Consider the following 22,581-nt stretch of genomic DNA (forward strand, 5'->3'; position numbering starts at 1 on the left):
CCCCATGAAGTTCGGATCGGCGGTCGCGGCGGCGGCCCTCTTGGCGGTCGTCACCGCGTGTGGCTCGGGCACGACAACAACCGGAGGAGGGGACGGCGGCGGGAAGGTCGGCATCGACCACCCGCGGGCCGACTCCAACTTCTGGAACTCCTACATCAAGTACGTCCCGCAGATGGCCGGCGAGTACAAGGTGGACCTCATGCCACCCACGAACTCGCAGAACGACGTCTCCAAGCTGGTCAACAACGTGCAGGCGCTGGTGGGTCAGGGTGCCAAGGCGATCATCATGGCTCCGCAGGACACCGGTGCCATCGCCAACACGCTGCAGCAGCTGGAGAACAAGAAGATCCCCGTCGTGACCGTCGACACCCGTCCGGACAAGGGAAAGGTCTACATGGTCGTACGCGCCGACAACCGCGCGTACGGGACCAAGGCCTGTGAGTTCCTCGGGGAGAAGCTGGGGGGCAAGGGCAAGGTCGTGCAGCTCCAGGGCGCGCTCAGCTCCATCAACGGCCGTGATAGGTCGGAGGCGTTCCTGGAGTGCATGAAGTCCAAGTTCCCCGGCATCACCGTGTTCAGCGAGCCCACGGAGTGGGAGGGCACCAAGGCCGCGTCCATGCTGCAGACCCGCCTGGAGCAGAACCCCGACATCAAGGGCATCTACCTGCACGCCGGCGGCGTGCACCTGGCGCCGACGCTGCAGGTGCTGAAGCAGAAGAGCCTGCTCGTCCCGCCGAGCGACCCCAAGCACGTCTTCGTGGTGTCGAACGACGGCATCCCGGAGGAGCTCGAGGCGATCCGCAAGGGCGACATCGACGCCACGGTGTCGCAGCCGGCTGACCTGTATGCCAAGTACGCGGTCTTCTACGCCAAGGCCGCGCTGGAGGGCAAGACGTTCAAGCCCGGCCCGACCGACCATGACAGCAACATCATCCAGCTCCCGAACGGCCTGGAGGACCAGCTCCCCGCGCCGCTCGTGACTAAGGACAACGTGGACGACAAGAGCCTTTGGGGTAATCAGATCAAGTGATGAAAAATCACGTTGAAGCCCGAAACGTCGTCAAGCGCTTCGGCCCCACCGTCGCGCTGAACGGCGCGGGGATCGCGATCGCCGAGGGCGAGACCCATGCGCTCGTCGGCAGGAACGGCGCGGGGAAGTCCACCCTCGTGTCGATCCTCACCGGGCTCCAGCCGGCCGATGAGGGCGAGGTGCTGTTCTCGGGAGAGGCGGCGCCCGCCCTCGCCGACCGCGACGCCTGGCGGCAGCGCGTCGCCTGCGTCTACCAGAAGTCCACGATCATCCCCGCGCTCACGGTCGCCGAGAACCTCTTCCTCAACCGCCAGTCGGCCAAAGGCGCCAGGATCAACTGGCGCGCGCTGCGGGCCAGGGCACGCGAGCTGCTGGACACGTACGAGGTGGACGTCGACGCGCAGGCGCTGGCCGGCGACCTGACCGTCGAGCAGCGCCAGCTCGTCGAGATCGCCCGGGCGCTGTCGTTCGGGACGAGGTTCATCATCCTCGACGAGCCGACCGCCCGGCTCGACGGCCCGGCCATCGAGCGGCTGTTCTCGCGCATGCGCTCGCTGCGCGAGCAGGGCGTCACGATGATGTACATCTCCCACCACCTCGACGAGGTCTATGAGATCTGCCAGAGCGTCACGGTCTTCCGCGACGCGCGGCACATCGTGACCAGGCCGGTCGCCGAGCTTCCCCACGACGAGCTGGTCGCCGCGATGACGGGGGAGGCCACGACGGCGTACGAGTCCCGCTCCCGCACGCCGGGCGACCGGGTCGTGCTGTCGGGCGAGGGCCTCTCGCTCGGCGACCGCTACGTAGATATCGATATTTCCGTTAAAGCGGGCGAGGTCGTCGGCCTGGCAGGCTCCGCGAGCAGCGGCAAGGTCGGCCTGGCCGAGACCCTCGTCGGGCTCCGCAAAGCCGACTCCGGCACGGTCACGGTCAACGGCACCCGGGTCAAACCGGGCGACGTGCCCGCCGCCATGAAGGCGGGCCTCGGGTTCGTGCCGGAGGACCGCCACCACGAGGGCTTCGTCCCGCTGCTCTCGGTGGGGGAGAACGCCACGTTCCCGATCGCCCGCAAGCTCGGCCGGTACGGGATCGTGTCGCCGGCCCGCCGACGGGCCAAGGCCGACGAGATGATCAAGAACCTCGACATCAAGACGGAAGGCCCTGATCAGCCGGTCGGGGACCTGTCCGGGGGGAACGCGCAGAAGGTCGTGTTCGCGCGGGCTCTCGTGGACGACCCGACGGTGCTGGTCGTGATCAACCCGACGGCCGGGGTCGACGTCAAGGCCAAGCAGGCCTTGCTCGGCGCGGTCGAGGACGCGGTCGGGCGGGGCGCGGGGGCCGTCGTGGTCTCCGACGAGCTCGACGACCTGCGGATCTGCGACAGGGTGCTGGTCATGTTCCACGGCAGGGTCGTCAAGGACGTGCCGCGTGGCTGGACGGACCACGAACTCGTGGCCGTGATGGAGGGCATAGAAGATTGACCACTATGACTGCGCCGGTTCCACGGGTGCGCCTGGCCAGGTTCCGTGACCTGACGCTGGTGCCGGTGATCGTGATCCTGCTCGTCGTGGGCGCGTTCCTCGACCCGACCTTCCTGACCGCGGGCAACCTCACGAACGTGCTCCAGCAGCAGGCGGCGATCTCGCTCGTCGTGCTGGCGGAGGCGATGATCCTCATCGCCGGCAAGTTCGACCTGTCGCTGGAGTCGACGGTCGGCACCGCGCCGGCCATCGCGGTGATGCTGGTGATCCCGGCGGCCGCGGGCGGGTTCGGCATCGGGCTGCCCGGCGCGCTGGTGATCCCGCTGGCCCTGCTGGTCGGCGCGGCCATCGGGGCGTTCAACGGTTTCCTGATCATCAGGTTCCAGCTGTCGGCGTTCATCGTGACGCTGGCCATGCTGATCATCGTGCACGGCCTCCTGCAGGGGCCGACCGAGGGCAAGACGCTGTTCCAGCTCCCCGACTCGATCCTCTACCTGGGCAGCGCCATGTGGCTCGGCCTGCCGGCGGCCATCTGGATCGCCGGTGTGCTGTTCGCGGCGGGCATCTTCGGCCTGGGCTACCTGCGGCTCGGCCGCGCGCTCTACGCGATCGGCGGCAACACCGACGCCGCCCGCGCCGCCGGCATCCGGGTGGATCGGGTGCTGTACGGGGTGTTCATCCTGGGCGGGACGCTCGCGGCGCTCGCCGGGATCCTGGAGACCGGCCGCCTCGGGGCGATCGGCAACAACCAGGGCGTCGGGTGGATCTTCATGGTGTTCGCGGCGGCGGTCATCGGCGGCGTGAGCATGGACGGCGGCAAGGGCACGATCCTGGGCGCGCTCACCGGCGTGCTGGTGATCGGCCTGGTGCAGAACATCTTGACGCTCATCGGCGTCTCCGGCTTCTGGCAGCCGGTGATCTATGGCGGGATCATCCTCATCGCGTTGATGATCAGCCGGATCGCGGGCGGAAAGGCACAGGATTGAACGGGATCGACGAACCTCCAGCCGGCTCGGACGGCGACGCGCCGGACGGGTCCCCGGCCGGTCGTGACGGTGGTGCGTCAGACGGGTCTCCGACCGGTCGTGACGGTGGTGTGTCGGCTGGGCACGGTGGCGGCGCGGCCGGTGATTCTCCGGGCGGGCATGAGGGCGACGAGTCTTGGGTCCGGCGTGATGGCGACGAGTCTTGGGTCGGGCGTGACGGCGGCGGGTCGTGGGTCGGGCGTGACGGTGGCGGGGTTGAGGTGTCGCGGCACGGCTTCGGCGGGGCGCCGATCGGAAACCTGTACCAGGGGGTGTCGGAGGAGCAGGCGCGGGCCACGGTCGACGCGGCATGGGACGCCGGGGTGCGCCTGTTCGACACCGCGCCCCACTACGGGCTCGGCCTGTCGGAGCGCCGCCTCGGCGCCGCGCTCAAGGACCGTTCGGGTTACGTCCTGTCCACCAAGGTCGGCCGCCTGCTGGTGCCCGCCTCGTCATCGGGCGGCCGCGACGAGCAGGGCTTCGACGTGTCCGCCGACCTCCAGCGGGTGTGGGACTTCTCCGGCGACGGCGTACGCAGATCCCTGGAGGAGTCTCTGGGACGCCTGGGACTCCCGGCCGTCGACATCGCGCTCATCCACGACCCGGACGACCACATGGACCAGGCGCTGGCGGAGGCGTACCCGGCGCTGGCCGAGCTGCGGGCGCAGGGCGTGGTGAAGGCCATCGGCGTCGGGATGAACCAGTGGCAGGCGCTTCTGCGCTTCGTCCGGGAGACCTCCATCGACGTCGTGATGCTCGCGGGCCGCTACACCCTGCTCGACCAGTCGGGCCTGCCGCTCCTGGAGGAATGCGCGCGTCGCGGGGTCAGGGTGCTGGCGGCGGGCGTCTTCAACAGCGGCATCCTGGCCACCCCGCGGCCGACCGGCACGTACAACTACGAGCCCGCACCGGCGTCGGTGATGGAGCGGGCGACGAGGATCGCGGAGATCTGCGAACGCCACGGCGCCACGCTGCCCCAGGCGGCCATGGCCTTCCCCCTGCGGCACCCGGCCGTCGCCTCGGTCGTCCTCGGCGCCCGCTCGCCCGAGGAGATCACCGCGAACGCCGCCCTGCTGTCCCGCCCGGTCCCGGAGGTGGTGTGGGACGAGCTGATGTCGGAGGAGTTACTGCCGAAGGAGTGACGGCGAGGCGCTGAGCCCGGCGGGGCTCAGGTGGGGATGTACAGCCAGGACTTCGAGGGCCCTGGCTCGTACGCCGAGTCGAGGCGTTTGGCCACGATCCCGGGCAGGCCCTGTTCGCGGGCGGCCTGACGGACCGGGCCCGCCTCGCCCGGCCACGACGGAGCGGTCTGCCAATGCGCTCCCGCCAGCTCCAGCGCGTCCAACGCCGCCCGCCGCTCCGTGTAAGGCTGGTCGACCAGGGAGCGGCCGTCGTCGTACAGCAGGTCGTAGAAGACCAGGATCTCGGCACCCCCGAGCGTGGCCACCTCCCCGTCCAGCATCGCCGTGCGGCTGCCGAACGACTCCGCGAGCCCCCGCAACCACGGGTGCTCCCGCGCGGCCGTCGTGCGCCCGCTCTCGATGGGGACGAGCAGGCGGCGGCCGCCCCACGCGAACTCGAAGGCGTAGGCCGAGACGTCCTTCGGGGGCTTGGCGCGTTCGGTCGGGAGCATGGGTTCGGGCAGCGGGAACGGGTCGCGGGCCCGGGCGTCCATGCGGTGGATCATCCAGCTCTGGCCCCGGGTCCGGAACAGGACGAACCTCCCCGAAGTCCGCTCTCCGTGCAGGACGAACTTGACCTCGCGATCCGACCATTTCTCCGTCTCGTACGTGCCGGTGTCCCAGACGGTCATCGTGCCGCCGCCGTACTCGCCCTTGGGGATCTCGCCGTGGAACGTGAGGTACTCCATCGGGTGGTCCTCGGTGTGCACGGCCAGGTGGTTGGTGTCGGGGTCGGCGGGCAGGCCCTTGGGGACGGCCCAGGACACGAGGACGCCGTCGCGCTCGAGCCGCAGGTCCCAGTGGAGGGACCGGGCGTGGTGCTCCTGGATGACGAACGCGTTGCCGTCCCCGGAGGAGGGCGGCGACGGGGGGATGGGCTCGGGGGTGCGGCTGGCGTCGCGTTTGCTCCGGTATCGCTCCAGTTTGTCGGCCACAACAGGGGTACTACCCGTCTGTACTCTCCCGGATCACCAGCGGGGTACGGCACACGGCCCGCGCCGGTCGAGGTCATGCCGACCAAGCGCGACCGGGCACGCCCAGCACCGCGCGGGATGGCGTGCTGTACCGGGCCGCCGGACTGGGCTGTGGCGTGCCGTGCGGGTTGTGTCGGATGGGGTAGCCGGGTGGCCGTGCGGGGGTTGCGTCGGGCTGGGGTTGCCGGGCGGTTGTGTCGTGCCGGGCTCCGTTGTGGTGCGGGCCGTTGCGCTGGGCTCTGTGGTGCTGTGTGCGTGTGGGGGTGGGTTCAGGGGGAGTGTTGGAGGTTCTGAGTGCCGATGACCTTGAGGAGGCGCAGCGCCTCGTACGACGGCGATCCCGGCGCCGCGGTGTAGAGGACGATCCACTGGTCGCCCTCGGGCACGTGCAGCGTCTCGCAGTCGAGCTCCAGCCACCCCACCGCCGGATGGTTGATCCGCTTGCGCGCGGACCTGCGGACCGTGACGTCGTGCCCGGCCCACAGCTCCGCGAACTCGGCGCTGCCGGCCAGCAGTCGGTCGATGAGCCGGCGGATGCCGGGGTCGTCCGGGTAGCGGGCGGCGGCGGCGCGCAGGTCGGCCACCGACTCCCGGGCGAACCGCCACGCGCCTTCGGGGTCGTGGCGGTCCCGGGCCCGAGGGTCGGTGAAGTAGCGCCAGATGAGATTGCGTTCGCCGGGCGGGAGCACGGAGAAGTCCGTGAGGAGCGCGGCGGCGAGGGGGTTCCAGGCCAGCACGTCGTACTTGGCGTCCGACACGAGCGCCGGGGTGTCGTCCAGCCGGTCGAGCAGGTGCAGGACGCCGGGCCTGACGTCCTGTGCCGGGCCGGAAGGCGGTCCGGGCGGCTCGCCGGCGAGGTAGTACAGGTGGGAACGCTCGTCGTCCGTCAGCCGCAGCGCCCTGGCGATCGCGCCGAGCATCTGGCGCGACGGGCGAGGTCCGCGGGCCTGTTCCAGGCGGGCGTAGTAGTCGACGGACATCCCGGCCAGCCGGGCGACCTCCTCGCGCCGCAGCCCGGGTGTGCGGCGGCGCTTGCCGCCTTCCAGGCCCACGTCGGACGGCCGCACCAGTTCGCGGCGGCTGCGCAGGAAGCCCGCCAGGCCGGCCCTGTTGATCCGGTCCATGACTTTCAGGATGCCTGGTCCGCGACGCCGTAACCAGGGATCGTCGATCCGGGCCTCAGCGGTTCTCTCCCGTTCGTATGCGGCCCCGCTCAGCCTTGAGGGCATGAACATCGCACTCATCACCGGTGCCAACAAGGGCATCGGGTACGCCACCGCCCGCGTACTGGCCAAGTCCGGATATGTCGTCCTAGTTGGGGCACGCGACCCCGAGCGCGGCAGGAAGGCCGCCGAGGAGCTGGCGGGGGAGGGGCTCGACGCCCGGTTCGTACGCCTGGACGTCACCGACCCGGACACCGTGGAGGCGGCCGCCGCTCGCGTCGAGCGCGAGTTCGGCCACCTGGACCTGCTCATCAACAACGCCGCGATCAGCCGCGACCACGAGCGCACGCCGAGCCGGCTCCCGGTCGCCGCCCTGCGCGAGGTCTACGAGACGAACGTGATCGGCGTCGTCGCCGTGACCAACGCCATGCTCCCGCTCCTACGCAGGTCGGAGGCCGGCCGCGTGGTGAACGTCTCCAGCGGCCTGGGCACGTTCGCGTTCCTGGCCGACGAGGAGTCCGAGTGGCGCCAGTACGCGACCCTGCTCGGCTACAACTCCTCCAAGGCAGCACTGAACGCCGTCACCCTGATCTACGCCGAGGAGCTGCGCGACACGCCGATCAAGGTCTACGCGGTCGCGCCCGGCTTCTGCGCCACCGACCTCAACGGCTTCATCGGGACGCTGACCGCCGACGAGGGCGGCGAGCACGTGGCCCGCCAGGCCACCCTGCCCGACGTCCCGACGGGCGTCTTCCTCAGCGAGCAGGGCGGCACCAACCCCTGGTAGCGGGGTCAGTCGAGATCGAGGGCCTTGCGCAGCCACGACTCCACGCCCGCCACGTGCACGGTCGCCCAGGACCGGGCCACGTCGGCCTGGCGGGCGGCGATGGCCTCGTAGATCGCGGTGTGCTGCTCCCGCGTCTTCTGCATCGCCCCCTCCTGGGTGAGCCCGCGCCAGATCCTGGCCCGAGTGGTCGGACCTGACAGGCTCTCGATGAACGAGCAGAGCACGCTGTTCCCGGAACCCCGCGCGATCCGCTGGTGGAACTGGAGGTCGTTGGCCACCAGTTCCTCGACCGTCGGCTCCGCGGGCAGGGACTCCAGGATCACGCGGAGTTCCTCGACGTCGGCGTCGGTCATCAGCTCGGTCGCCATCGCCGTCGCGGCCGGCTCCAGGATGCGCCTGACCTCGAAGAACTGGATCACCGTGTCGTCGCGGTGCAGGTCGAGCACGAATGACATGGTGTCCAGCAGCAGCCGAGGCTCCAGGCTGGTCACGTACGTGCCGTCGCCCTGACGTACGTCGAGCACGTTGATCAGGGACAGGGCGCGCACGGCCTCGCGCAACGAGTTGCGCGACAGGCCGAGCCGCTCGGCGAGGTCGGCCTCCTTGGGCAGCCGGTCGCCGGGGGCCAGCTCGCCCGAGAGGATCATCTGTTTGATCTTGTCGATGGCCGCGTCGGTGACCGCCACGCTTCTCTCCCTAGACATCGGATGTCTAGGAGTCTAGAGCCTGGAAGCGGACAGGATCGACACCGGGGACCCGGCGAACTTCGCCCCTGGCCTCCAGAGCGCGCAGATGCGCCGCGGCCTCCCCGGCCGCCATGCCTTTCAGCATGGGGGACAGGTCGTCCCAGGGCCTGTTCCACGTCATCATCGCGGCGACCTCCCAGATGGTCAGCGGTTCCGGCCGCTGGGCCAGGAGGGCGCGCAGCCGTACGAGCTTCTCATCGTGATGGTGGCGGATCTGGGCGGCTCGCGCGGCCACATCAGGAAATATCCATTCGTGTGCGGGCAACGCGTCCAGGGGCCCCAGGTCGGCGACCCGGTCCAAGGAGTCCAGGAAATCGCCCAATGGATCGACATCGTCCCGGTCATACGGATAAATCCCGACGTGGGGGGTGATATCGGGGAGGACGTGGTCGCCGGTGAACAGCCGGTCGGCGTCCTCCAGATGCAGGCAGATGTGCCCCGGGGTGTGGCCGGGCGTGTGGACGGCCCGGAGTTTGCGGCCGGGCAGGTCCACCAGGTCCCCGTCACGTAACCGGCGGTCGGGCAGCGCCGGCGGGGTCGGGCGGCTCACCGCCTGCCGCGCCTCGCCCGGATCGGCCCCGGCCCGCCGGAGCATGTCGGACTGGAAGCTCTCGTGCTCCTCGGCCGCGTAGTCGTGCATGAGTCTGACCAGCGCCGCGTCGTCCTCGTGCATCGCGATCCACGCGCCGGACACGTCCTTGACCTGACCCGCGAGCCCGGCGTGGTCGGGATGGAAATGGGTGACGACCACCCCGCTCACCGAGCTCACGTCGATCCCGACCGCGGCGAGGCCGCCGCTGAGCGCGTCCCAGGCGTCCGGATGGTTCCACCCGGCGTCGACCAGCACCGGTCCCTTGGGGGACTCGAGGGCGTAGACGAGCGTGTAGCCGAGCGGGTTGCCCGGGATCGGCACCGGCACGCTCCACACCCCGCCGCCGACATCCTGTGGCCGCTGCTCCGCGTACGGCCTGCGTCTGCTCTTCATGCGCCCCCCGATCGGGTAATGAGTGTCACCGGCCGAGCCCTCAGCCGGCCCGCTCGAGAATGGTCGCCGTGGCCAGCGCCCCGCCGGCGCACATCGTGACCAGCGCGGTCGCCGAGTCCGACCGCTCCAGCTCGTGCAGCGCCGTGGTGATCAGCCGCGCGCCGGTGGCGCCGACCGGATGGCCGAGCGCGATCGCGCCGCCGTTGACGTTGACGCGGTCGAAGTCGGGCTCGTGCACGCCCGCCCACGACAGCACCACCGATGCGAACGCCTCATTCACCTCGAACCTGTCGATGTCGCCGATCGTCATCCCGGCCGCCGCCAGCACCTTGGCCGTCGCCTCCACGGGCCCGTCCAGGTGATAGTACGGCTCCGCGCCGACGAGCGCCTGCGCCAGGATCCGCGCCCTGGGCCGCAGCCCGTGCCTGGCGGCCGCCTCCTCGCTCATCACCAGCACCGCCGCGGCGCCGTCGGAGATCTGCGACGAGGTGCCCGCGGTGTGAAGGGCGCCCTCGGCGACGGGCTTGAGGTTGGCCAGGGTCTCGACCGTGGTCTCGCGTAAGCCCTGGTCCCTGCGTACGTCCCCGACCGGCACGATCTCGCGCTCGAACCGCCCGTCGGCCCACGCCTTGGCCGCCAGCCGCTGGGAGCGCGCCCCGAGCCAGTCGAGCCGCTCCCGCGTCAGCCCGCGCCGCCGCGCGATCCGCTCGGCCGCGGTGAACTGGTCGGGCAGGTCGATGCTCCAGTCGTCCGGCTTGGCCGTGGCGGGCCGCACGTTGCTGCCGAGCGGCGCCCGGCTCATCACCTCGACGCCGCACCCGATGCCGGCCTCGATCACGCCCGCGCGCACCAGGGCCGCCGCGAGGTGCACCGCCTGCTGCGACGACCCGCACTGCGCGTCCACCGTCGTCACCCCGGTCCGGTACGGCAGCCCGGCATAGAGCCACGAGTAGCGCCCGACGTGCCCGCCCTGCTCGCCCGCCTGGGTCACGCACCCGGCGAACACCTGCTCGACGGCCGCCGGGTCGAGCCCCGACCGCTCGACGAGGCCGTTCAGCGCGGTAGCCAGAACCTGTTGCGGTTTGTACCCGGCCAGCCAGCCGGCTCGCTTGCCGATGGGAGTGCGTACGGCCTCGACGATCACAGGTGTGCCCACAGTCGCCTCCAGAACGATGCTCTGGCGAGACTGTAACGCGTTCTACTTTGTCGTGGAACCCTCCAGCGTCGACGGCAGCCCGAACGTCTCGAACAGGCTCTCCTCGAAGAACATGCCGACGTGCCGGATCTGCTCCCCGGCGAACGTCACCACCATGATCGCGAACTGCCCGTAGACGCCGTTCTCGCGGTAGTACACCGCGAACGCCGGCTGCCCGTTGGCGGCGATCGGGACCAGCTTGAGGTCGCCGGGGCGCTCGGCCGGGCACTGCGTCCTGGTGAGCTCCATGATCGCCTCGGGCCCCTGGTACCAGCCGACGAACGGCGGCATCTCCCAGACCGCGTCCTTGGTGAACAGGTGCACCAGGCTGTCGACGTCATAGTTCTCGAACGCCGCGACATAGCGGTCGAGCTGGGCCCGCTGCTCGGCCGACAGCGGCTCGACCGGGTCGTCGAGGCTCGGCTGCACCTCGTTGAGCTGGGCGCGGGCCCGCTGGAGGATGCTGTTGACGGCCGCGGTGGACGTCTCCAGCGCCTCGGCCACCTCGGCGGCCTTCCACCTGAGCACGTCACGCAGCACCAGCACGGCCCGCTGCCGCGGCGGCAGGTGCTGCAGCGCGGCGATCAGGGCGAGCCTGATGCTCTCGCGGCCGGCCACGATCGTGGCGGGATCGTCGCCGCCGACGCCTGTCAGGGCGTCGGGCACGGGCTCCAGCCACGGCACCTCGTGGTCCGACACCAGGGGAGCGGTCGGCTCGGTGCTGGGGGCACCGAGACCGGTGGGCAGCGGCCGCCTGCTCCGGCTGTCGAGCGCGGTCAGGCAGGCGCTGGTGGCGATGCGATAGAGCCACGTGCGCAACGAGGAGCGCCCCTCGAAGCCCTCATAGGCCCGCCACGCGCGCAGATACGTCTCCTGGACGAGGTCCTCGGCGTCGTGCACCGAGCCCATCATCCGGTAGCAGTGCGCCAGCAGCTCGCGCCGCATCGGGTCAGCCTGTTGGAGGAACTCCTCGTTCGTCGGCTTGTCGGTCATACCCCCTGTATAGACGTTGCCACTGACATATCGGCGAGTTCTGATGGCGATTAAGGGGAACCTTTTACGGACCCAAAGAAATGACCATGAATCAGGTCAGTGGGAGACGGTGAGGACGATCTTGCCGGTGACCCGGTTCGTCTCGCCGAGCTCGTGCGCCTTGGCGGCCTCCGCCAGCGGCAGGGCGGCGGCGATCTCCGCGCGCAGCCTGCCCGCCTCGACCAGGGCCGCGAGTGCGCGCATCGCGGCGTGGTCGGGCTCCACCAGCATGGCCTCCGAGCGGATGCCCAGCTCGGCAGCCTGCCGGTGCAGGTCCGGGTCGAGATTGCCGAGCACCAGCGAGACGATCGTGCCGCCCTTGCGCAGGGTGCGCAGCGAACGCGGCCCGTAGTCGCCGCCGATGGTCTCCAGCACCACGTCCACGTCCCGCACGACCTCGGCGAAGTCCTCGTCCCGGTAGTCGACCAGCTCGTCGGCGCCCAGACCGCGCAGGAACTCGTGCTTGGCGGCGCTGGCCGTCCCGATCACGTACGCGCCGCGCGCCTTGGCGATCTGCACCGCCAGGTGCCCCACCCCGCCCGCGGCGGCGTGAACGAGCACGCGCTGGCCGCCCCTCAGCCCGGCGACGTCCACGAGCGCCTGGTACGCGGTCAGCCCCGCGAGCGGGATCCCGGCCGCCTGGACGTGGTCGACGGCGGCGGGCTTGCGCACGAAGTGGCGGGACGGCGCGGTGACGTACTCGGCGAAGGCGCCGTGCGCGTCCGGGTACTTGAGCATGCCGAACACCTCGTCGCCCGGCTTGTAGAGCGCCTGCCCGACGCCCGGCTCCTCGACCACGCCCGAGACGTCGTAACCGAGCACGAACGGCAGCTTGTCCCGCAGGAAGCCGCCGCCCGCGCGGGTCTTCCAGTCGGTCGGGTTCAGCCCGGCCGCCTCCACCCGCACCAGCACCTCGGTCGGGCCGGGGACCGGCCGCTCGACCTCAACCGTCTTCAGAACCTCAGGGCCGCCCAGGACGTCCTGGCTGATCGCTTTCATCTTCATGGGAACCAGCCTGCTGGTTCGGGGACTGGGCCCGCGAGTGGCCCAAAGGTCATGATGTGTAAAAATCGGGCCATGCATCGCGTTGCCGTCCTCGCCGTGGACGGGGTCATCCCGTTCGAGCTGAGCGTGCCGTCCAGGATCTTCCGCGCAGCGCAGGGGCCCGGCGGCGAGCCGCTGTACGACGTGGTCACCTGCACGGTCGACGGCCGCCCCGTGGCCACGGCCGCCGACTACTCCAACGCCGTCGAGCACGACGCGAGCGTGCTGGCGAGCGCGGACACGGTGGTGGTGCCGGCCGCGGAGTGGTTCGCCGGGCTCACGGACGCGGACTCGCTGCCCGCCGGGCTGGCCGCGGCGCTGGGCCGGATCCGCCCCGGAACCCGGATCATCTCCATCTGCATCGGCACGTACGTGCTGGCGGCGGCCGGGCTGCTCGACGGCCGTCCGGCCACCACGCACTGGCGGGACGCCGGGCGGTTCGCCGCCGCGTTCCCGAAGGTGCGGGTGGACGCGGACGTGCTGTTCGTGGACGACGGCGACGTGCTCACCTCGGCCGGGGCCGCGGCCGGGGTGGACCTCTGCCTCCACCTCGTCCGCCGCGACCACGGCAGCCGGGTCGCCAACCAGGTGGCCAGGGCCTGCGTGGTGCCGCCGTGGCGGGACGGCGGCCAGGCGCAGTACGTCGAGCACCCGGTGCCCGAGCCGTCCAGCGTCGGCACCGCCCCCACCCGGGCCTGGGCCATGGCCCGGCTGGGCACGCCGCTCCGGCTGGACGACCTGGCCGATCACGCGGGGATGAGCAGGCGCACGTTCACCCGGCATTTCCGGCAGGAGGTGGGGCTGAGCCCGGGGCAGTGGCTGACGCAGCAGCGGATCGCGCTGGCCAGGCAACTGCTGGAGAGCACCGACCTGCCGGTGGACCGCGTCGCGGACCGTGCCGGCTTCGGGACGGCGGCCTCGTTCAGGCAGCACCTGCAGGCGGCGGTGGGGGTCTCGCCGCACGCGTATCGGCGCACGTTCCACATGAGGTGATCGGCCCACCGGACACCACTTAGGCGGCCTACTGTGCGCGCCGTAACGGCGGCGCGCCACTGAAGGGTCAGCGGCCGTTTCCTGGAGGGCCCTGAGCCGAAGTGCGGCGGGTGGCCCGCCCGTGCGCAGCCGTAACCTATGGCTTAAATGTCGGCGAGAAGTCTGGCGGCGGCGGTTTCGATGCGGCGCTGGATCTGGTCGTAGGTGCGGCGGCCGCGGAGCATCTCGAGGAGCTCCTGCACCCACACGCTGGCCAGCGACCCCGCGAGGTCGGCCTGCTCCTCGGTGGCGTCCTCGAGGGTCAGGCCGTCGGCCGAGACCCGCAGCAGCAGCCCCGTGATGCGCTCCCCGAACGGCGTCTGCACCTCAGCCATGATCAACGAGCGGATGAGCGCGTCGGCCAGCTCCGGCTCGCGCATCAGCCCCCGCGTCGCCCGCATCAGCACGTCCACCGCGCGGCTCGACGGCGTGGTGGCCCCGGGCGGACGCCGCTCGATGCTGCTCTCGAGGAGGTCGATCTCCTCGCCCACCACCGCCACCACCAGGTCCATCTTCGACGGGAAGTAGCGATAGAGCGTGCCAAGCGCCACGCCCGCGCGCTCGGCCACCGTGCGCATCTGCATGGCTTCGACCCCGCCGCGCGAGGCCAGCGCGGCGGCGGCCTGGACGATGCGCTTGCGGCGTTGGTGCTGGCTACGCGTACGGACGCTGTGCGTGCCCGGCGTGGGGTGGCTCTCCATGGTCCCCTCGGTGTCGCTGGAGGGCGCGGCGTGCGTGGTACGCATAAGAACACGTTATCTGATTTCTCGATGACGTGGCTTGTTACTCGCGGGTCACAAAGAAGCCCTATAGCCCCATGTCTGTGGCGTTACAGCCGTATGTCGCGACTTATCAGGATAGGTGGGCACTGGACAGATATTAGAATCTGTTCTAGTTTGCGATTCGGCTGACCGAGCGCTTGGTGGAGACTCCGGATGGCGGCGAACACGTTGGCGGCCCTGCTCCGTGCACGGGCCGATGACGATCGACCTGGGCTGATGTTCGAGGACACGACGTGGTCATGGCGCGAGCACGTGGCGGCCTGCCGCGCCGCCGGGGCCTGGCTGTCCGGGCGCGGCGCGGGCTTGCACGTGGGGGTGCTCAGCGAGAACGTTCCAGGGCTGGTGTTCCTCGTGGGCGGGGCGGCGCTGTCCGGACACGTGGTCGTTGCACTGAACCCGACGCGCTCGGTCGACGAGCTGATCCGCGACGCCCGCGCCACGGACGTGGACCTGATCCTGGCGGACACCCCGTACGCGGGGCTGGCCGGGCCGCTGTCCGAGGCGCTGGGAGTGGAGGCGCTGCCGCTGCCGGACGCCTCGTCGTCTCCCCCGGACGCCGCGTTCGGCGAGGATGCCGCGCCCGAGGATCTCGTGATGCTGATCTTCACCTCGGGCACCTCCGGCCGCCCGCGCGCCGTGCGGATCACGCAGCGCAAGATGGCCGTCCCCGGGTTGAGCCTGGGGGCGCTGCTCACGCCGTCCGACGTCGTGTACTGCTCGATGCCGCTGTTCCACTCCGGCGCGCTGATGGCCGCCTACGCCCCGGCCGTGGTGTCGGGGGCGGCGCTGGCGCTGCGGCGGCGGTTCTCGGCGTCGGGGCTGCTGCCCGACATCAGACGGTACGGCGGCACGTACCTGCACTACGTGGGCAAAGCGCTCTCCTACGTCCTGGCCACCCCCGAACGCCCCGACGACGCCGACAACCCGCTCAGGATCGCGTTCGGGAACGAGGGCAGCGCGGTGGCGACGAGGAGGTTCGGGGAGCGGTTCGGGTGCCGGGTGATCGACGCCTTCGGCTCCACGGAGACGGCCATCTCGCTCACCCCCGACCCGTCCGGGCCGCCGGGATGCCTGGGACGGCTGCCCGACGGCATCCTGATCCTCGACCCCTTCACCGGCCGTCCCTGCCCGCCGGGCCGCATCGAGGACGGCCGCCTGCTCAACCCGGACGAGGCCGTCGGCGAGCTGGTCAACGTGCGCGGGCTGGGGTTGTTCGACGGCTATTACAACGACCCCGAGGCGGACGCCGAGCGGATCAGGGACGGCGCGTTCTGGTCGGGCGACCTGGCGTACGCGGACGGGGACGGCTACGTGTTCTTCGCGGGCCGTGGCACCGAACGCCTGCGCGTGGACGGCGAGAACCTGGCGGTCGCGCCCATCGAGGCGGCGCTGAGGGAGTTCGCGGGGGTGGTCGAGGCGGCCGTCTACCCGGTGCCCGACCCGGCGGCGGGCGACCAGGTCATGGCGGCGCTGGTGCTGGAGGGGGCCTTCGACCCGGAGGCGTTCGCGGCGTTCCTGGCGGCGCGCCGCGATCTGGGCACCAAGTCCTTACCCCGATATATCCGCCTTTCTGATCACTTGCCCCAGACGCCCTCCCACAAGGTCATCAAGCGGGTCCTCGCCCGCGAGGGCTGGCGCACCGCAGACCCGGTCTGGGTGCGGTCGGGCTCCGGGCTCCGGCCGCTGACCGACTCGGACGTCAAGGGGATCGAGGAGGAGTTCGTACGGCACGGCAGGCAACACCTCTTGGAGACGTGAATGGACTTCAACCTGGACGAAACCCAGCAGGACCTGCGGAAGCTGGCGGCCGAGGTGCTCGCCAGGGAAGGGGACGAGGAGCGGCTGCGGCAGGCCGGGCTCATGAGCGTGTGCGTGCCGGAGGAGGTCGGGGGAGCCGGGCTCGGGCCCGTGGAGATGGCCGTGGTGCTGCGGGAGGTGGGAGCGCGGGCGGCGCCGGTGCCCGCACTGCCCGCGCTGGTGAGCACGCTGACCCTGGCCCGCTATGGCACCCTTGACCAGCAACGCCGCGAGAATGGGATGACCCTCGCGCTCCGCGAGCCCGGCAGAACGCCGGCCGACCCGCCTTCGACGACCGCCCGGGCCGTGGACGGCGGCTGGGCGCTGACCGGGCGCAAGGTCTCGGTGCCGTACCCCGACGACACCGTGCTTGTCACAGCCGACGAGGGCCTGTTCCTGGTGGAGTCGCCGGCCACGACCCCCGAGTACACCTCCACCGGCGAGCCCGCCGCCACGATCGTGCTCGACGGAACCCCGGCCGAGCGGGTCGCGGGGGCCGACGCGGTCACCGGGGCCCGGCGGCTGTTCATGGCGGCCGTGGCGGCCCAGGCCAGCGGCGTGCTGGCGGGCGCGCTGGAGCTGACCACCGAGTACATCAGGACGAGGAAGCAGTTCGGCCGGGCGCTGGCCGAGTTCCAGGCCGTGACCATGCAGATCGCCGACGTCTACATCGCCGCGCGGGCCCTGGACGTGGCCATGTGGTCGGCGGTCTGGCGCCTGGCCGAGGACCTGCCGGCCGACGAGGACCTGGCGCTGGCCGCGTACCACGTCAGCGAGGCCTGGAAGGCCCTCTACACCTGCCAGCACCTGCACGGCGGGCTCGGGCTGGACGTCACGTACCCGCTGCACCGCTATTTCGCGCAGGCCAAGCACCTGTCCCACCTGCTCGGCGGCGCCGACGCCCAGCTCGACCTGATCGGAGCGCTCCTCTGATGCTGATCGACCTGACCCCAGCCCAGCGCGCCCTGCGCGACGAGCTGCGCGATTACTTCCAGGGCTGCCTCACCGACGAGGACCGCAGGAAGATCACCGAAGATCCGTTCGGCGGGGCGTACATGGAGCACTGCCGCCGCCTCGGCCGCGACGGCAAGCTCGGCCTCGGCTGGCCCAAGGAGTACGGGGGAGGCGGCTACGGCCCCCTGGAGCAGCAGATCTTCGCCAACGAGATAGCCCGGGCGGGCGTTCCGTACCCGATCATCACGGTGCAGACCGTGGGGCCCACGCTCATGCAGTACGGCACCCAGGAGCAGAAGGACCTGTTCCTGCCCCGCATCCTCGCCGGCGAGTGCCACTTCGCCATCGGCTACAGCGAGCCCGAGGCCGGCACCGACCTGGCCTCCCTGCGCACCACGGCGGTGCTCGACGGCGACCACTACGTCGTCAACGGCCAGAAGGTCTTCACCAGCGGCGCGCACTACGCCCAGTACATCTGGCTGGCCGCCCGCACGAACCCCGAGGCCAAGAAGCACAAGGGCATCACCATGATGATCGCCTCCACGGACGATCCCGGCTTCTCCTGGACACCGATCGTCACCATGGACGGCCGTCACCACACGAACGCGACCTACTACAGCGACGTACGCGTGCCCGTGGACATGGTGGTCGGCGAGGTGGACCGGGGCTGGGACCTGATCGTCAACCAGCTCAACCACGAACGCGTCACCCTCGGCCCGGCCGGGAACCTCGGCCAGACCTACGACCGCTTCCTCGCCTGGGCCCGCCGCACGAGGGTGGCGGACAATCCGGACGTACGGCGGGCGCTGGCCAGGGTGTGGGGCTTCTTCCGCACCAACGAGCTCCTGAACTGGCAGGTCGCCGCGAACATGGACCTCGGCTGGCTCGGCGCCCCCGACGCGTCGGCCACCAAGATCTACGGCTCCGAGCGCATGCAGGAGGTCGGCAGGATCGTCGGCGACATCCTGGCCAGGTACGGGGACCCGTCGGATCCGGAGACCGCCGAGCTGCTCGAACGCACCGATCACGGGGTGAAGGGGGCGGTGGTGCTGACGTTCGGCGGCGGGGTGAACGAGGTGCAGCGGGAGCTGATCGCCATGCTCGGCCTGAACCTGCCGAGGCCGCCGCGATGACCCCTCCCCTGAGTGATGAGGAGCTGCACGAGCTCGCGGGCAAGCAGGCGGCGCTGGGGGAGGTACGCGGGACCCCGGCGCAGGACCAGGTGAACGGCCCCATGATCCGGCACTGGCTGGACGCCATGGGCGACGAGAACCCGGCGTACCTGGAGAAAGGGGTCGCCCCGCCCGCGATGGCCCAGGTGTGGACGATGCCGGGGGTGCGCCGGTCGGCGAAGGACCGTTCGGCGGTGGACGACATGATGGCCGCGCTCGACGCGAGCGGCTACACGGGCGTGGTGGCGACGAACTGCGAGCAGACCTACCACCGGTACGCGCGGGTCGGCGAGCGGCTCACCCCGGCCACCCGGTTCTCGGACCTGGCCGGGCCCAAGCGGACGGCGCTGGGGGTGGGCTTCTTCGCCACCTGGAAGGTCACCTGGTACGGCGAGGACGAGCAGCCGGTCGCCGAAATGCTCTTCCGAGTCCTGAAATTTCGCCCACGCACCAAGGCGGCTCCCGCCGCCGACCGGCTGGCGTACCCGCTCCAACCGGCGATCAACCAGGACACCGCGTTCTTCTGGGAAGGCGTACGGCAAGGGGAGCTGCGCATCCAGACCTGCGCCGACTGCGGCCACCACCGCCACCCGCCCGGCCCCCTGTGCCCGCAATGCCGCTCGGCCAACAGCTCCCACCTGGTCGCGAGCGGCCACGGAACCCTCTACAGCTACGTCGTGCACCACCACCCGCCGGTGCCGGGCCGGGAGACGCCGTTCGTCGTCGGCGTGGTGGAGCTGCCCGAGGGTGTACGGATCGTCGGCAACGTCGTGGACTGTCCGATCGAGGAGGTGGCCGTCGGCATGCCGTTGCGCGTGACGTACCGGTCGATGGACGACCAGCTCGTCCTGCCGATGTGGGCGCCTTCGAAGGAGGACGCGTGATGCGTACCGAGATCGGGTCCGCGCTGCCGGAGCTGGCCATCGACCTCACCCCCACCTTCGTCGTCTCCACGGCGCTGGCCACCATGGACTTCACGCCGGTGCACCACGACGTCGGCAAGGCCCGCGCCCAGGGTTCGAAGGACATCTTCCTCAACATCCTGACCACCATGGGCCTGGTCGAGCGGTACGTCACCGACTGGGCCGGGCCCGAGGCCGTCATCGAGCGGGTCGCCGTCAAGCTGGGCGTTCCGGCGTACGCGGGGGACCGGCTGTGCTTCAACGGGACGGTCGTGTCGCGCGAGGAGGGCCGGTTGACGGTCGAGGTACGCGGCAAGGTGAGCCTGGGCGACCACGCCACCGGGACCGTCACCTTCGCCCTGGTCGAGGAGGGAAAGCCGTGTTGAGCGGGCGTACTGCCGTCGCGGGCATCGGTGCCACCGAGTTCAGCAAGGAGTCGGGGCGTTCGGAGCTGCGGCTGGCGGCCGAGGCCGTACTGGCGGCGTTGAACGACGCCGGGCTCTCACCCGGCGACGTGGACGGCATGGTGACCTACACCCAGGACTCCAACCAGGAGATCGCCGTCGCGAGGGAGGCGGGGATCGGGGACCTGACGTTCTTCTCGCGGGTCGAGTACGGCGGCGGCGCGGCCTGCGGGACCGTGGCGCACGCCGCCATGGCCGTGGCCACGGGGATGGCGCGGACGGTCGTCTGCTACCGCGCCTTCAACGAGCGCTCCGGCCGCCGCTTCGGCCAGCCGAACAGCCGCCTGACCGGCGAGCCCACCTCCCAGGGGCTGGAGATGAGCTGGCACGTGCCGTACGGGCTGATGACGCCGGCGGCCTGGGTGGCGATGTTCGCCCGCCGGTACATGCACACGTACGGCGCGACCTCGGAGGACTTCGGCCGGGTGGCGGTGGCCATGCGCCGCCACGCCGCCACCAACCCCGCCGCCTGGTTCTACCGGCGCCCCATCACGCTGGAGGAGCACCAGGCGTCCAGGTGGATCGTCGAGCCGCTGCACCTGCTCGACTGCTGCCAGGAGAGCGACGGCGGCGTGGCCCTGGTGGTCACCTCGGCCGAACGCGCCCGTGACCTCCGCAGATCACCCGCCCTGATCACGGCCGCGGCCCAGGGCGCGGGATCGGGCCAGATGATGATGACCAGCTACTACCGCGACGACATGACCGGCCTCCCCGAGATCGCCGTGGTAGCCCGCCAGCTCTGGGACATGTCCGGGTTATCGCCAAAAGACATCCAGACCGCAATCCTGTACGACCACTTCACCCCGTTCGTCCTGGCCCAACTGGAGGAGCTCGGCTTCTGCGCCCGCGGCGAGGCCCCTGACTTCCTCCGGGACGGCGCGATCGAACTGGACGGCCGCCTGCCCGTGAACCCCCACGGGGGCCAACTGGGGGAGGCCTACATCCATGGCATGAACGGCATCGCCGAAGCCGTCCGCCAGATCCGAGGCACAGCCGCCAACCAACTCCCAGCCGTCCGAAACGTCCTGGTAACCGCCGGCACCGGCGTACCAACCAGCGGCCTGATCCTCTCCTCCGACTCATAGGCGTGTAGGTGGGCCAGGGCTCGCCCACCCGTTGCCCTACTGGGTGGTCAGCCTGCTGGACCCCGCCCCGAGCACAAAGGTCTTCGCTGGGAGCGCTTCGCGCTCGGGGCTCAGGCGTTCCTTATTCAGGCGCCTTGCGGCGCACCCCCCGCGCCTGGCGGCGCCATCGCCCACCCGTGACCCGGTTACCGGTCTGGCCTGCTGGAGCCCACCCGAAACCCCCGCTCGCTCCGCTCGCCATGCACCCCACCCGTTGACCGGCGAAGCGGTGGGCCGACTGACGCCCACCCCGGACCGGCGTGCCGCGGGGCATGCCGTTGGCTGTCGGGACACCCCGAACTCGCAACCAGGTGCCGGAACTGAGGCGGCGGCGGTGGGCGGCCTCGGCGAGATGACCCTGGTACTCGATGACGCCTCAGCCCGCCGTTTGGCGCCCGGCCGTGAGCGCCTCTGCCAGAGTCCCCGCCTGCGGCGAGTGGCGCTGCCGGAGGAGGGCCTGCACATTGAAGAGTTCCTTGTGGGCATGGCGGTTCAGTTTGACGGCATCTTCCACGACTGGGAGCCCTACATCGAGGGATGTCCGCGCGTCCCCCGCCTCCGCGTGCGCCTTGGCCAGGCATGACCCGTACCACGCGCGGTCACGCTTGTAGGAGGCAGGCAGATTCGCCAGCCCGGCTGCCAGCAAGTCGGCGGCTTTGGACCAGTTCGAGAGATACAGCTCCGTCATGCCGTGTTGGAGGCGGAACCAGGTCTCGTCGTAGAAGTACATCCACGCCGGCTCGTCGTCGGCCCGCTCTGCCGCTTGGCGAATGAGGGCTTCTGCCTGATCCAGGAGCGTACGGGCCGGACGTGCTTCCCCTGCCAGCGCGTGCCCTCGCGCGGCCATCTGGGTGGCCATGCCGCGCACACCGGGAGTCACCCGTCCGTCGTGCCAGCGCGCGGCTTCGGCCAGCCGGACGGTCCTACGAGCATTGCCGGCGCTCCACGCTTGGTGGGCTTTCATGCTGAGCGTGGTGGTGGCCATGTTGACGTCGCCGATCTCCAGCGCCCAGTCGTGGGCGCGGTCGTACCAGGCAAGTGCGGCGGCCTGGTCGTCGATGTCGAGTGACATCCACGCGACGAATTGGGCGTACTGCGCGGCCAGATCCACCACGGTGTCGGCGATGCCGCCTCGCGCGCTCTGAGCCAGCTCGACCACGATGCCGAGTTGCTGCCGGACGATTCCCAAGAGGGGACGCGAGCCGATGGTGTCCTCGACCTTGCGATGTTCGGCAAGGCAGGTGGCGAGCCAGTCCACGGTGCCCTGGTCAACACGGCCAGGATCTTGGAGCGTACGGGTAATGCGCTCATAGAGATCCAGGTCAGGGGCGATACTCTCCAGAGGCAAGGCGGGAACGGGAACAGCGGGCCGCTCATCCAGGTCGAACAGGCCGGCCTCCGTCGTATTCAGCGCGCGAGCGCACAGGAGACGGTAGCGCTCGCTGGGGTAGTGGTCTCCTCGCTCCCACCCTCGGATCATCCGCGTCAGATCCGCCACAGTGGGCAGCGGGCCGTCCGCCACCGCCTTGAGCCGTCTGGCCATGTCCGCGACGGTGCCGACCTCGGCCTTGCGCTCGGCCCGGAGCCGCGCGGCCCATGGGGGCGGCGTTCCTGGGGTGCTCATCGCTCACCTCCGGATATTCGCGGATACACCGTGTCCTCGGTTGTCTCCCATTGTCATCGTGCCCGGCAATGGCTGGTGTCGCTTTGC

General features: G+C 70.7%; 21 protein-coding genes. 12 read left to right on the forward strand and 9 right to left on the reverse strand.

Annotated elements, in window-relative coordinates; translation table 11 throughout:
* The first annotated feature begins 4 nt into the window (after window positions 1-4).
* The 4 genes from AB0L65_RS46115 to AB0L65_RS46130 all read left to right on the forward strand — a co-directional run bounded on the left by AB0L65_RS46115 (window position 5) and on the right by AB0L65_RS46130 (window position 4,678).
* Complete coding sequence (locus AB0L65_RS46115) at window positions 5-1,030, forward strand: sugar ABC transporter substrate-binding protein (protein WP_364259911.1); 1,026 nt, start codon at window positions 5-7, stop codon at window positions 1,028-1,030.
* Window positions 1,030-2,511, forward strand: a complete 1,482-nt coding sequence (locus AB0L65_RS46120; protein ID WP_364259914.1) for a sugar ABC transporter ATP-binding protein — start codon at window positions 1,030-1,032, stop codon at window positions 2,509-2,511. The genes AB0L65_RS46115 and AB0L65_RS46120 overlap by 1 nt, the downstream gene beginning before the upstream one ends.
* Window positions 2,512-2,516: 5 nt before the next feature.
* Window positions 2,517-3,497, forward strand: coding sequence for an ABC transporter permease (locus AB0L65_RS46125; RefSeq protein WP_364259917.1), 981 nt, complete (start codon window positions 2,517-2,519; stop codon window positions 3,495-3,497).
* A 260-nt stretch (window positions 3,498-3,757) separates the two neighbouring features.
* Window positions 3,758-4,678: an aldo/keto reductase gene (locus AB0L65_RS46130; protein ID WP_364259920.1), complete on the forward strand. Its 921-nt coding sequence runs from the start codon at window positions 3,758-3,760 to the stop codon at window positions 4,676-4,678.
* A 26-nt stretch (window positions 4,679-4,704) separates the two neighbouring features.
* On the opposite strand, the gene AB0L65_RS46135 is transcribed toward AB0L65_RS46130, so the two are convergent.
* On the reverse strand, window positions 4,705-5,652 hold the full coding sequence (locus AB0L65_RS46135; protein WP_364259923.1) for a DNA polymerase ligase N-terminal domain-containing protein: 948 nt from the start codon (window positions 5,650-5,652) through the stop codon (window positions 4,705-4,707).
* A gap of 308 nt (window positions 5,653-5,960) precedes the next feature.
* Window positions 5,961-6,815 (reverse strand): helix-turn-helix transcriptional regulator, encoded by an 855-nt coding sequence (locus AB0L65_RS46140; protein WP_364259926.1) that lies wholly within the window; start codon window positions 6,813-6,815, stop codon window positions 5,961-5,963.
* Window positions 6,816-6,918: 103 nt separating this feature from the next.
* Here AB0L65_RS46140 and AB0L65_RS46145 point away from each other — a divergent pair, with 103 nt between their 5' ends.
* Window positions 6,919-7,641, forward strand: coding sequence for an SDR family oxidoreductase (locus AB0L65_RS46145; RefSeq protein ID WP_364259929.1), 723 nt, complete (start codon window positions 6,919-6,921; stop codon window positions 7,639-7,641).
* Between the two features lie 5 nt (window positions 7,642-7,646).
* Here the strand turns inward: AB0L65_RS46145 and AB0L65_RS46150 are convergent, their stop codons facing one another.
* From AB0L65_RS46150 to AB0L65_RS46170, 5 genes are all read right to left on the reverse strand, one after another.
* On the reverse strand, window positions 7,647-8,327 hold the full coding sequence (locus AB0L65_RS46150; RefSeq protein ID WP_185068291.1) for a FadR/GntR family transcriptional regulator: 681 nt from the start codon (window positions 8,325-8,327) through the stop codon (window positions 7,647-7,649).
* 25 nt (window positions 8,328-8,352) lie between these two features.
* A complete protein-coding gene (locus tag AB0L65_RS46155; protein WP_364259932.1) occupies window positions 8,353-9,372 on the reverse strand; it encodes an MBL fold metallo-hydrolase in 1,020 nt (339 codons plus the stop codon).
* 40 nt (window positions 9,373-9,412) lie between these two features.
* Window positions 9,413-10,528, reverse strand: a complete 1,116-nt coding sequence (locus AB0L65_RS46160; RefSeq protein WP_364259935.1) for a steroid 3-ketoacyl-CoA thiolase — start codon at window positions 10,526-10,528, stop codon at window positions 9,413-9,415.
* 42 nt (window positions 10,529-10,570) lie between these two features.
* Window positions 10,571-11,560 carry a sigma-70 family RNA polymerase sigma factor gene (locus AB0L65_RS46165; RefSeq protein WP_364259938.1) on the reverse strand — a complete coding sequence of 330 codons (990 nt, stop codon included), beginning with the start codon at window positions 11,558-11,560 and terminating at the stop codon, window positions 10,571-10,573.
* A 96-nt stretch (window positions 11,561-11,656) separates the two neighbouring features.
* Window positions 11,657-12,598 (reverse strand): NADP-dependent oxidoreductase, encoded by a 942-nt coding sequence (locus AB0L65_RS46170; protein WP_364260051.1) that lies wholly within the window; start codon window positions 12,596-12,598, stop codon window positions 11,657-11,659.
* A gap of 78 nt (window positions 12,599-12,676) precedes the next feature.
* Here AB0L65_RS46170 and AB0L65_RS46175 point away from each other — a divergent pair, with 78 nt between their 5' ends.
* Complete coding sequence (locus AB0L65_RS46175) at window positions 12,677-13,636, forward strand: helix-turn-helix domain-containing protein (RefSeq protein WP_364259941.1); 960 nt, start codon at window positions 12,677-12,679, stop codon at window positions 13,634-13,636.
* 143 nt (window positions 13,637-13,779) lie between these two features.
* Here the strand turns inward: AB0L65_RS46175 and AB0L65_RS46180 are convergent, their stop codons facing one another.
* Window positions 13,780-14,376, reverse strand: coding sequence for a TetR family transcriptional regulator (locus AB0L65_RS46180; RefSeq protein ID WP_350729801.1), 597 nt, complete (start codon window positions 14,374-14,376; stop codon window positions 13,780-13,782).
* A 234-nt stretch (window positions 14,377-14,610) separates the two neighbouring features.
* Here AB0L65_RS46180 and AB0L65_RS46185 point away from each other — a divergent pair, with 234 nt between their 5' ends.
* The 6 genes from AB0L65_RS46185 to AB0L65_RS46210 are packed head-to-tail and all read left to right on the forward strand — an operon-like array spanning window position 14,611 to window position 20,831.
* The gene (locus AB0L65_RS46185; protein WP_364259944.1) at window positions 14,611-16,215 is read left to right on the forward strand and encodes an AMP-binding protein; all 1,605 of its coding nucleotides are present in this window, start codon (window positions 14,611-14,613) and stop codon (window positions 16,213-16,215) included.
* Window positions 16,216-17,187 (forward strand): acyl-CoA dehydrogenase family protein, encoded by a 972-nt coding sequence (locus AB0L65_RS46190; protein WP_364259947.1) that lies wholly within the window; start codon window positions 16,216-16,218, stop codon window positions 17,185-17,187.
* The gene (locus AB0L65_RS46195; RefSeq protein WP_364259950.1) at window positions 17,187-18,341 is read left to right on the forward strand and encodes an acyl-CoA dehydrogenase family protein; all 1,155 of its coding nucleotides are present in this window, start codon (window positions 17,187-17,189) and stop codon (window positions 18,339-18,341) included. The genes AB0L65_RS46190 and AB0L65_RS46195 overlap by 1 nt, the downstream gene beginning before the upstream one ends.
* On the forward strand, window positions 18,338-19,264 hold the full coding sequence (locus AB0L65_RS46200; RefSeq protein WP_364259953.1) for a bifunctional MaoC family dehydratase N-terminal/OB-fold nucleic acid binding domain-containing protein: 927 nt from the start codon (window positions 18,338-18,340) through the stop codon (window positions 19,262-19,264). Before AB0L65_RS46195 ends, AB0L65_RS46200 begins: the two co-directional genes overlap by 4 nt.
* Window positions 19,264-19,668, forward strand: coding sequence for a MaoC family dehydratase (locus tag AB0L65_RS46205; RefSeq protein WP_364259956.1), 405 nt, complete (start codon window positions 19,264-19,266; stop codon window positions 19,666-19,668). The genes AB0L65_RS46200 and AB0L65_RS46205 overlap by 1 nt, the downstream gene beginning before the upstream one ends.
* Window positions 19,665-20,831 (forward strand): lipid-transfer protein, encoded by a 1,167-nt coding sequence (locus AB0L65_RS46210; protein WP_364259959.1) that lies wholly within the window; start codon window positions 19,665-19,667, stop codon window positions 20,829-20,831. Before AB0L65_RS46205 ends, AB0L65_RS46210 begins: the two co-directional genes overlap by 4 nt.
* Window positions 20,832-21,246: 415 nt before the next feature.
* Here the strand turns inward: AB0L65_RS46210 and AB0L65_RS46215 are convergent, their stop codons facing one another.
* Window positions 21,247-22,494, reverse strand: a complete 1,248-nt coding sequence (locus AB0L65_RS46215) for an XRE family transcriptional regulator (protein WP_364259962.1) — start codon at window positions 22,492-22,494, stop codon at window positions 21,247-21,249.
* Window positions 22,495-22,581: the final 87 nt, after the last annotated feature.

Source organism: Nonomuraea sp. NPDC052116 (assembly GCF_040680035.1).
Taxonomy (GTDB): Bacteria; Actinomycetota; Actinomycetes; order Streptosporangiales; family Streptosporangiaceae; genus Nonomuraea; species Nonomuraea angiospora_A.

What these genes read in the sequence shown, in the direction of transcription:
- AB0L65_RS46115 (WP_364259911.1), top strand. Translation starts at nt 5, where the DNA reads ATGAAGTTCGGATCGGCGGTCGCGGCGGCGGCCCTCTTGGCGGTCGTC.
- AB0L65_RS46120 (WP_364259914.1), top strand. Translation starts at nt 1,030, where the DNA reads ATGAAAAATCACGTTGAAGCCCGAAACGTCGTCAAGCGCTTCGGCCCC.
- AB0L65_RS46125 (WP_364259917.1), top strand. Translation starts at nt 2,517, where the DNA reads ATGACTGCGCCGGTTCCACGGGTGCGCCTGGCCAGGTTCCGTGACCTG.
- AB0L65_RS46140 (WP_364259926.1), bottom strand. Translation starts at nt 6,815, where the DNA reads ATGGACCGGATCAACAGGGCCGGCCTGGCGGGCTTCCTGCGCAGCCGC.
- AB0L65_RS46145 (WP_364259929.1), top strand. Translation starts at nt 6,919, where the DNA reads ATGAACATCGCACTCATCACCGGTGCCAACAAGGGCATCGGGTACGCC.
- AB0L65_RS46155 (WP_364259932.1), bottom strand. Translation starts at nt 9,372, where the DNA reads ATGAAGAGCAGACGCAGGCCGTACGCGGAGCAGCGGCCACAGGATGTC.
- AB0L65_RS46165 (WP_364259938.1), bottom strand. Translation starts at nt 11,560, where the DNA reads ATGACCGACAAGCCGACGAACGAGGAGTTCCTCCAACAGGCTGACCCG.
- AB0L65_RS46170 (WP_364260051.1), bottom strand. Translation starts at nt 12,598, where the DNA reads ATGAAAGCGATCAGCCAGGACGTCCTGGGCGGCCCTGAGGTTCTGAAG.
- AB0L65_RS46175 (WP_364259941.1), top strand. Translation starts at nt 12,677, where the DNA reads ATGCATCGCGTTGCCGTCCTCGCCGTGGACGGGGTCATCCCGTTCGAG.
- AB0L65_RS46180 (WP_350729801.1), bottom strand. Translation starts at nt 14,376, where the DNA reads ATGGAGAGCCACCCCACGCCGGGCACGCACAGCGTCCGTACGCGTAGC.
- AB0L65_RS46185 (WP_364259944.1), top strand. Translation starts at nt 14,611, where the DNA reads ATGGCGGCGAACACGTTGGCGGCCCTGCTCCGTGCACGGGCCGATGAC.
- AB0L65_RS46190 (WP_364259947.1), top strand. Translation starts at nt 16,216, where the DNA reads ATGGACTTCAACCTGGACGAAACCCAGCAGGACCTGCGGAAGCTGGCG.
- AB0L65_RS46195 (WP_364259950.1), top strand. Translation starts at nt 17,187, where the DNA reads ATGCTGATCGACCTGACCCCAGCCCAGCGCGCCCTGCGCGACGAGCTG.
- AB0L65_RS46200 (WP_364259953.1), top strand. Translation starts at nt 18,338, where the DNA reads ATGACCCCTCCCCTGAGTGATGAGGAGCTGCACGAGCTCGCGGGCAAG.
- AB0L65_RS46205 (WP_364259956.1), top strand. Translation starts at nt 19,264, where the DNA reads ATGCGTACCGAGATCGGGTCCGCGCTGCCGGAGCTGGCCATCGACCTC.
- AB0L65_RS46215 (WP_364259962.1), bottom strand. Translation starts at nt 22,494, where the DNA reads ATGAGCACCCCAGGAACGCCGCCCCCATGGGCCGCGCGGCTCCGGGCC.